The sequence below is a fragment of the Bythopirellula goksoeyrii genome (genome assembly GCF_008065115.1).
GTDB classification, from domain to species: domain Bacteria; phylum Planctomycetota; class Planctomycetia; order Pirellulales; family Lacipirellulaceae; genus Bythopirellula; species Bythopirellula goksoeyrii.
The window spans coordinates 1-6,280 of record NZ_CP042913.1 but is presented as its reverse complement, the minus strand read 5'-3'; the positions used below and the strand labels follow the sequence as shown (position 1 = coordinate 6,280).

The window sequence follows — 6,280 nt, the reverse complement described above, 5'->3', positions numbered from 1 at the left end:
GGCTACGGCTTCCTCCCCACACGCCCTCGCGGGATAGACTTCGATTGTCCAATGTCCAAACTCCGTCTCGTGCAGTTGCTTTCACCTCGTGGTTACCTCCGTTAGGATCCACAGGGGACTTCCACCCTCAATCGCTCGACCATGCCCAGCGCACCTCCGCTGCTACGCAGCTACGGAGTTGGGGGCGGACCTACCGACAGGGCTAAACCCTAAAAACAAATGTGCGCATCTTGACGGACACTACCACTACAATTCTCCCTTCAGTTTGAGCACGAATTAAGATTTCTGTATCCGACTCACCCTGCATGGATTCTTTGGCTGCCAACACGTCATGACCTGCCTCCCGCAGTCTTCGAATCACGGATCCTGAAACATTCTCATTAAGTGAAAACTTCATCGAGATTGCTCAGTCAGGGGTGAGATACACCCGCTCAGATTGCAGAACGCTACTGGCGTAAGCAAGACACGCCTGTATATCCTCTGAAGTGAGATGATCATACTCTTCCAAGATGTCTTCTTGAGACCAACCACGAGCCAGCAGATCGACTACGAACTCAACGGCGATTCTTGTTCCTTTAATGATCGGTTTACCCGTGAGAACATTAGGAGCTATCTCGATTCTATCTTGCCAATTCATGAGAAAGTGTTCCTTACGCAGATATGTATCAATCTTTACACATCCAAATTCTTCACATCCAACGCATGCTTCTGGATGAACTCGCGGCGGGGCTCTACGTTGTCGCCCATTAGCACGCGGAACAACTCGTCGGCGCTGCCGGCGTCTTCCATTCTCACCTGCAATAAGGTGCGATTGGCGGGGTCGAGTGTCGTTTCGCGGAGTTCTTCGGCGTTCATTTCACCCAAGCCCTTAAAGCGAGTGATTTGCAAACCCTTTTCTCCCGCTGCCCGAATGGCAGCCGGCAGACCGCGGAGATCGTCCAAACCGGTTTCGTTTTCGCCACGACGGAGCATGTAGCGAGAACCCTCCAGGCCGGTTCGATCTTCGGGTATCAGCGATTCGATCTCAAACCCGAGTTCCGAGAGATCCTTGAGCAACGTGTTGATCGTACGCACCTCATGAAGTTCGACGATTCGCAACTTTGGAGCGGCATGGCCATTGGTTTCCGCAACTTCCTCGACAGGGATTGTTCCCACATCCAGTTGCATCTCTTTGCCGGTGGCCTTTTCCTGCTCTTCGACAAAGGCCTCCAATGCTGCACGATTATTGAACCAATGTTCATGGAGACCAAGAAACACATGAAAGATGGGGAGCTCCAGTGTGTCGGGATCCTGCCGCACCGCATGGGCCTTGAGGCTAATCCCGCGTCGCTCCAGGGCGACGATCGATTCCTCCATCGCAGCAAGCGTACGGCAGAGTTTCTCCATCCGCTCTCCATCGACCAGTTCGCCGTTGCCTGGATCGAAGACGCTATCGCTCAACCCCAGATCTAAAAGCTGCGTCTTCATTTCTTCGTCGGTTTGCACATAGTTCACATCCTTCCCCTTGCGCACGCGGAACAAGGGTGGCTGAGCGACGTACACATGACCCTGGGCCACCAGCTCGTACATCTGGCGATAAAAGAACGTGAGCAGCAGCGTACGGATATGTGAACCGTCCACGTCGGCATCGGTCATGATTACGATACGACCGTAGCGACGCTTGCTCAGATCCTGGTCCTCGCCAATGCCGATTCCCACGGCAGCAATCATGCTACGGACTTCTTCGTTGGCGAGCACCTTGTCTTCACGGCTCTTGTAGGCGTTGATGATTTTACCACGAAGAGGCAGAATCGCCTGGTACTCACGTAGCCGACCCCCTTCCGCGCTACCACCCGCCGAGTCACCTTCCACCAGGTACAGTTCGCATTTGTCGACGTCTTTGCTAGAACAATCGCGTAGCTTTCCGGGGAGCCCGCCGCCGGCAAGCGCCCCTTTGCGCTCGCGGATCAGCAACCGCGCCTTGCGGGCACTCTCGCGGGCCTCAGCCGCCAAAACGACTTTGAGAATCATCTGTTTGGCCGTCTTAGGATTTTCTTCTAAGAACTTACTCAGGTAGTCCCCAAACAAGGAATTGACGATTCCCTCGACCTCGCTATTACCCAGCTTGGTTTTGGTCTGTCCCTCGAACTGTGGATGCGGCACGCGAACACTAATCACTGCCGTGAGACCTTCACGAACGTCCTCTCCAGACGGCACTAAGTCTTTGAACAGGTTTTGCTTCTTTCCGTAGGCATTAAGTGAACGAGTCAATGCCGTGCGGAATCCGGAGAGATGCGTACCTCCTTCGGTCGTGGTGATGTTGTTCACATAGGAGTGAACGTTCTCGGTGTACTCTCCAGAATACTGCAAGGCGATCTCTACTGTCACACCATCTGTCTCACCCTCGACGTACAGAACCTCTTGATGCACCGCTTCGCTCGCCCGGTTGAGCCAGACGACAAACTCTTCGATTCCGTTCTCGTATTGAAACGTCTCCGATTCATCCGTCCGCATATCGGTGATCGAAATCTTCACACCTCGGTTTAGAAACGCCAACTCCTGCAAACGCTTCGATAAAGTCGTGTAAACAAACTTCGTAACTGAGAAAATCTGCGGATCAGGCTTGAACGTCGTCTTCGTGCCACGCCGATCACTCGTACCCACGCGGCGAACCTCACCCTTGGGCACACCTCGCTCGTACTCTTGATGGTAGACATGACCCTCGCGACAAACTTCCACCTCACACCATTCGGAGAGAAAGTTGACCACCGTCACACCAACACCATGCAAGCCGCCGGATGTTTGGTAGGCACCCTTGCTGAACTTCCCGCCAAACTTCAGTACTGTCATCACCCCTTCGAGCGTAGATACCTCGCGATCCATTTGCTCGGAGAGTTGGTCGTGCTTTTCTACCGGAATTCCACGGCCGTCGTCTTCCACCGAGACCGAACCATCCGGATTGATAAACACTCTTACTTCGGTGGCGTAGTTGGCCATCGCTTCGTCGATCGAATTGTCTACCACCTCATAGACGAGGTGATGCAGACCACGACCGGATGTATCGCCGATGTACATGCTAGGCCGCTCGCGGACATGCTCCAGATCGCTCAAATGTTCGAGATCGGATTGGCTGTATTCAGCGTTGGCTTTTTTCTTTTGACTAGGTTCTTCGTTTGACATCTGTCTCGTATTCGTTTTGTTAGAAAATTCCGTTGAGTGATTTTAAAATCGATCGCCGGAAATCAATTGATCGAACTAGGGTTCTGATCTGTGTGTTACTCTTCCTACTTTGAACCGTAATTGCTTCACCCCCGCATCCGGAAGTGCCGTTTGCAAACCCGCCAAGAGTTGTTCCTTGCGGAACGTTAGTTCCTGCATCACCAGCGAATTGGCCACCACCACCTGCATCGTCCCCCGACTTAATTTGGCGAACTGAGTGACAGTCGCGAGTTCCGTACCCACGACTGTTTGCCAGGCTTTCTCTTGAATCTCCGACACAGAAATCTGGGCGTATCCTCGACTCCTCACCAAGTCGGCAAGTAAACTACCGATTTTCCGAGGGCTACTCGCATAGTGCCTCTTCCGCTCCGCGGTGCTACGCGTTTCAAAATCTTTCCAGGCATCACCGAGGGCTTGAGAGTCCTCCCCTTGGTTTGCAATCGCGTTGGTTTCTGGCTGATTCATTTAGACCAGGACTCAACGATCTCGAGAAAGGGGCATGATCACATAACCGTAGCCATCGTCCGTTTTGCAGACAGCCGCACTCTCTGAGTCTTTCGCTTCAAATGTAAAGGTTTTCTCCGCGTCGAGTACCTTCAGAAAATCGGTCGCAAATCGCGGGTCGAGAGTTACGGTCAGTTCCTGTCCATCGTAGCCAATGGGGAGCTCAATCCGCGACTGGCCCACTTCAGCAGCCCGTCCCGATAGCACGAGCATCCCATCACCGAAGGTGAAATCAACACCTCGACTTTCCTCGCTGGTAACAATAGCTGCCTGTCGCACTGCCGAGAGTGTAGCCCCCACGGCGAGTTCAATTCCCGTCGAGGTTCCCCCTTCAGGAAATACCTTTCTCCAATCCGGAAAACGTCCTTCCAATAGACGTGCAGAAATCGTTGCTCGCGAACTGTGTACCAAGAACTCGTTGCCCTTCACTGCCACCTGCACTTCGCTGTCGCTGGGGGCCACTGCTCGCTCGATGAGGCTCATCGCTCGGGTTGGCACAATCGTCGTCTGATCTGAGTCCTGCGGTTGGCCATGCTTCACCACAGGGCCAGTCATCTTGGCGAGTCGCCGGCCATCGGTGCCAATGGCTGTCAGCGCGGCCTCTTCGAATTCCAGCTTCACGCCTCCCAATGCATAGCGGCTGCTCTCATTGTCCGTGGCGAACACCGTGCGACGAATCAATTCTCGCAACAGCCTTGCGGGAACTTCGTAGTAGCTCTCCTGCTCAAACTTAGTGACCTGTGGAAACTCGGCGGGATTCTCAGCTGGCAGACGAAACTGGCTCCGTTCACCCCGGATCGTGATACCTGTGCTATCGCATTCCAGGTGCAAAGTTTGATCCGTGCTTTCACGCAGAATGGATCCAAACCGTGCAACCGATAACACAGCGTCTCCTGAAGTTTGAATATCAACTCCCTCCACATCATGCCGAATTCCGACTTCCAGGTCCGTCGCCAGGAGCGTTACTTTTTCCGCCGAGGCTTCGAGTTTGACATTCTGTAAAATTGGCTTGGGACTCCGACTCGGGGCCACCGAAGCAACAGTCTGAAAAGCGTGCAACAGTTGCTCGCGATCGCAAGATATTTTCATCGAACTATCACCCTTTCCGCTCCTATGCGGAGATTCCACTTGAGACGAACTTTCTAGGACAGTGCTCACTGCAAACCTCCTGAATGTAATTTGTCTTACTATTTATTTAAAAGTTAGTAGCAGTAGTAATGTATGCGTTATATGTGTCAATAACATGGTGCCACCAGAGAATTATCGCTGAATATCTAAGGTATTTTGATATTTCATATGGGGGATAACTTGTTGTCTTGTTGTCCGTAAAGGGTTCAGCAATAGTTCACAACTAGAAAGAAAACAACTCAGTGCTTCCGCAATGATACAAAAGCGAAAAGTTAGAAGGCTCTATCAACAAGTTGTCGCCAGGTTTTCCACCAGTTGTGTGTTATTAGGGCCATTTGAACATCGCAGTTCAAATATTCTTTCTTGTTCAAACAGCGAGCAGGATTCGGCGTAAGTCCTCCAATGTTTTCTGTGTCTGACAATCACTTGGCAACGACTGCTGGATCGAAGTCATCGCATGCATAACCGTGCTGTGATCGCGATTTCCCAAAGCTCGCCCGATCTCGGCGTAACTGACTGAAGTAAGCGTACGCAGCAGATAGACCGCGATACTACGGGCAAAAACCAGGGTTTTCCGTCGTGCAGGGCCTTTCAATGCCGCTTGAGTTAGACCAAAGTAACGTGCCACCACGGCAATGACTTCTTTCGCTGAAAGTCCAGTCCTATATTCGCCGGGATTCGATCCAACCTCCACGGCAATTTCCCATTCCCGCAAGCCTCGCACTATCTGGCAGGCGGGTCCACTGGCCGATTCTGCCAAGGTACGAAGCTGACGGTCGTCGATCGGAGTTTCTCGTTCCACGGCAACCAGCTTCAATAGCTCGAGCCGGGCGGCAGCACCAGGATGGTTGAGCCATAGCATCAACGAGCCGCTAAGTCGATCGCGCAAGCCTGCTTCGAGTTGCTGCTGGGTTGTCGGCGCCATCCGGGAAGTGCAAATCACGGTCGCATCCCTCTCTTCACAACGATCCAGCAGATCACGCAATTCTCGCTGGATAGTCAGAGATGGAGGCAATTTGTGCAGATCTTCGATCACCAGAAGTCGGAGCTTTCGCAGCAGCTCTCGGAACTCAGGAAGCGTCCCTTCGCTACGTGAGGTTTGTAGCCCACGTGAAAAATCGATGGCAGTGAAGTACGCAACACCCTCGTCGCCCAGTGCAGGAAACCAGCGACGAACGATGCCTTGGACCAATAGAGTCTTGCCACTTCCCGCCGGCCCAATGAGCATCAGCGGAGAGATCCAGCCAGGGGACTGCCATTTTTTGTTGTCGCCATCTGGCTCTGCGGTGAGCAGATGTTCCAACGCCCGAATCGGCAAGCGATTCTCCGGACCGGCGACGAAGCAGTTCAACTCTGCGCCCGAACCGGCTGCAAAGGAATCGCCATGTGGGCTTCCTGTCCCCAGATCAGCTGGCGGCAAATCGATTCGCAATACTTCGTCGACCTGCAT

The 6,280-nt window shown here is 52.9% G+C and carries 7 protein-coding genes; 1 reads left to right on the top strand and 6 read right to left on the bottom strand.

What is annotated here, in order from left to right; translation table 11 throughout:
* Positions 1-206 (top strand): hypothetical protein (locus tag Pr1d_RS25940; RefSeq protein WP_210417838.1); only part of this gene is annotated, 206 nt, incomplete at its 5' end.
* Here the strand turns inward: Pr1d_RS25940 and Pr1d_RS26575 are convergent.
* From Pr1d_RS26575 to Pr1d_RS25935, 6 genes are all read right to left on the bottom strand, one after another.
* Complete coding sequence (locus tag Pr1d_RS26575; RefSeq protein ID WP_168204977.1) at positions 203-397, bottom strand: DUF5615 family PIN-like protein; 195 nt, start codon at positions 395-397, stop codon at positions 203-205. The genes Pr1d_RS25940 and Pr1d_RS26575 overlap by 4 nt on opposite strands.
* Before the next feature lie 9 nt (positions 398-406).
* Positions 407-637 carry a DUF433 domain-containing protein gene (locus Pr1d_RS00025; RefSeq protein WP_148071586.1) on the bottom strand — a complete coding sequence of 77 codons (231 nt, stop codon included), beginning with the start codon at positions 635-637 and terminating at the stop codon, positions 407-409.
* A 35-nt stretch (positions 638-672) separates the two neighbouring features.
* Entirely contained in the window at positions 673-3,159 is a 2,487-nt protein-coding gene (locus tag Pr1d_RS00020) for a DNA gyrase subunit B (protein WP_148071585.1), read from the bottom strand.
* 75 nt (positions 3,160-3,234) lie between these two features.
* On the bottom strand, positions 3,235-3,663 hold the full coding sequence (locus Pr1d_RS00015) for a DUF721 domain-containing protein (RefSeq protein ID WP_148071584.1): 429 nt from the start codon (positions 3,661-3,663) through the stop codon (positions 3,235-3,237).
* A gap of 12 nt (positions 3,664-3,675) precedes the next feature.
* Positions 3,676-4,791 carry a DNA polymerase III subunit beta gene (gene dnaN, locus Pr1d_RS00010; RefSeq protein WP_148071583.1) on the bottom strand — a complete coding sequence of 372 codons (1,116 nt, stop codon included), beginning with the start codon at positions 4,789-4,791 and terminating at the stop codon, positions 3,676-3,678.
* Between the two features lie 406 nt (positions 4,792-5,197).
* A complete protein-coding gene (locus tag Pr1d_RS25935; RefSeq protein WP_210417837.1) occupies positions 5,198-6,280 on the bottom strand; it encodes a DnaA/Hda family protein in 1,083 nt (360 codons plus the stop codon).

What these genes read in the sequence shown, in the direction of transcription:
- Pr1d_RS26575 (WP_168204977.1), bottom strand. Translation starts at nt 397, where the DNA reads ATGAAGTTTTCACTTAATGAGAATGTTTCAGGATCCGTGATTCGAAGA.
- Pr1d_RS00025 (WP_148071586.1), bottom strand. Translation starts at nt 637, where the DNA reads ATGAATTGGCAAGATAGAATCGAGATAGCTCCTAATGTTCTCACGGGT.
- Pr1d_RS00020 (WP_148071585.1), bottom strand. Translation starts at nt 3,159, where the DNA reads ATGTCAAACGAAGAACCTAGTCAAAAGAAAAAAGCCAACGCTGAATAC.
- Pr1d_RS00015 (WP_148071584.1), bottom strand. Translation starts at nt 3,663, where the DNA reads ATGAATCAGCCAGAAACCAACGCGATTGCAAACCAAGGGGAGGACTCT.
- dnaN (WP_148071583.1), bottom strand. Translation starts at nt 4,791, where the DNA reads ATGAAAATATCTTGCGATCGCGAGCAACTGTTGCACGCTTTTCAGACT.
- Pr1d_RS25935 (WP_210417837.1), bottom strand. Translation starts at nt 6,280, where the DNA reads ATGCAGGTCGACGAAGTATTGCGAATCGATTTGCCGCCAGCTGATCTG.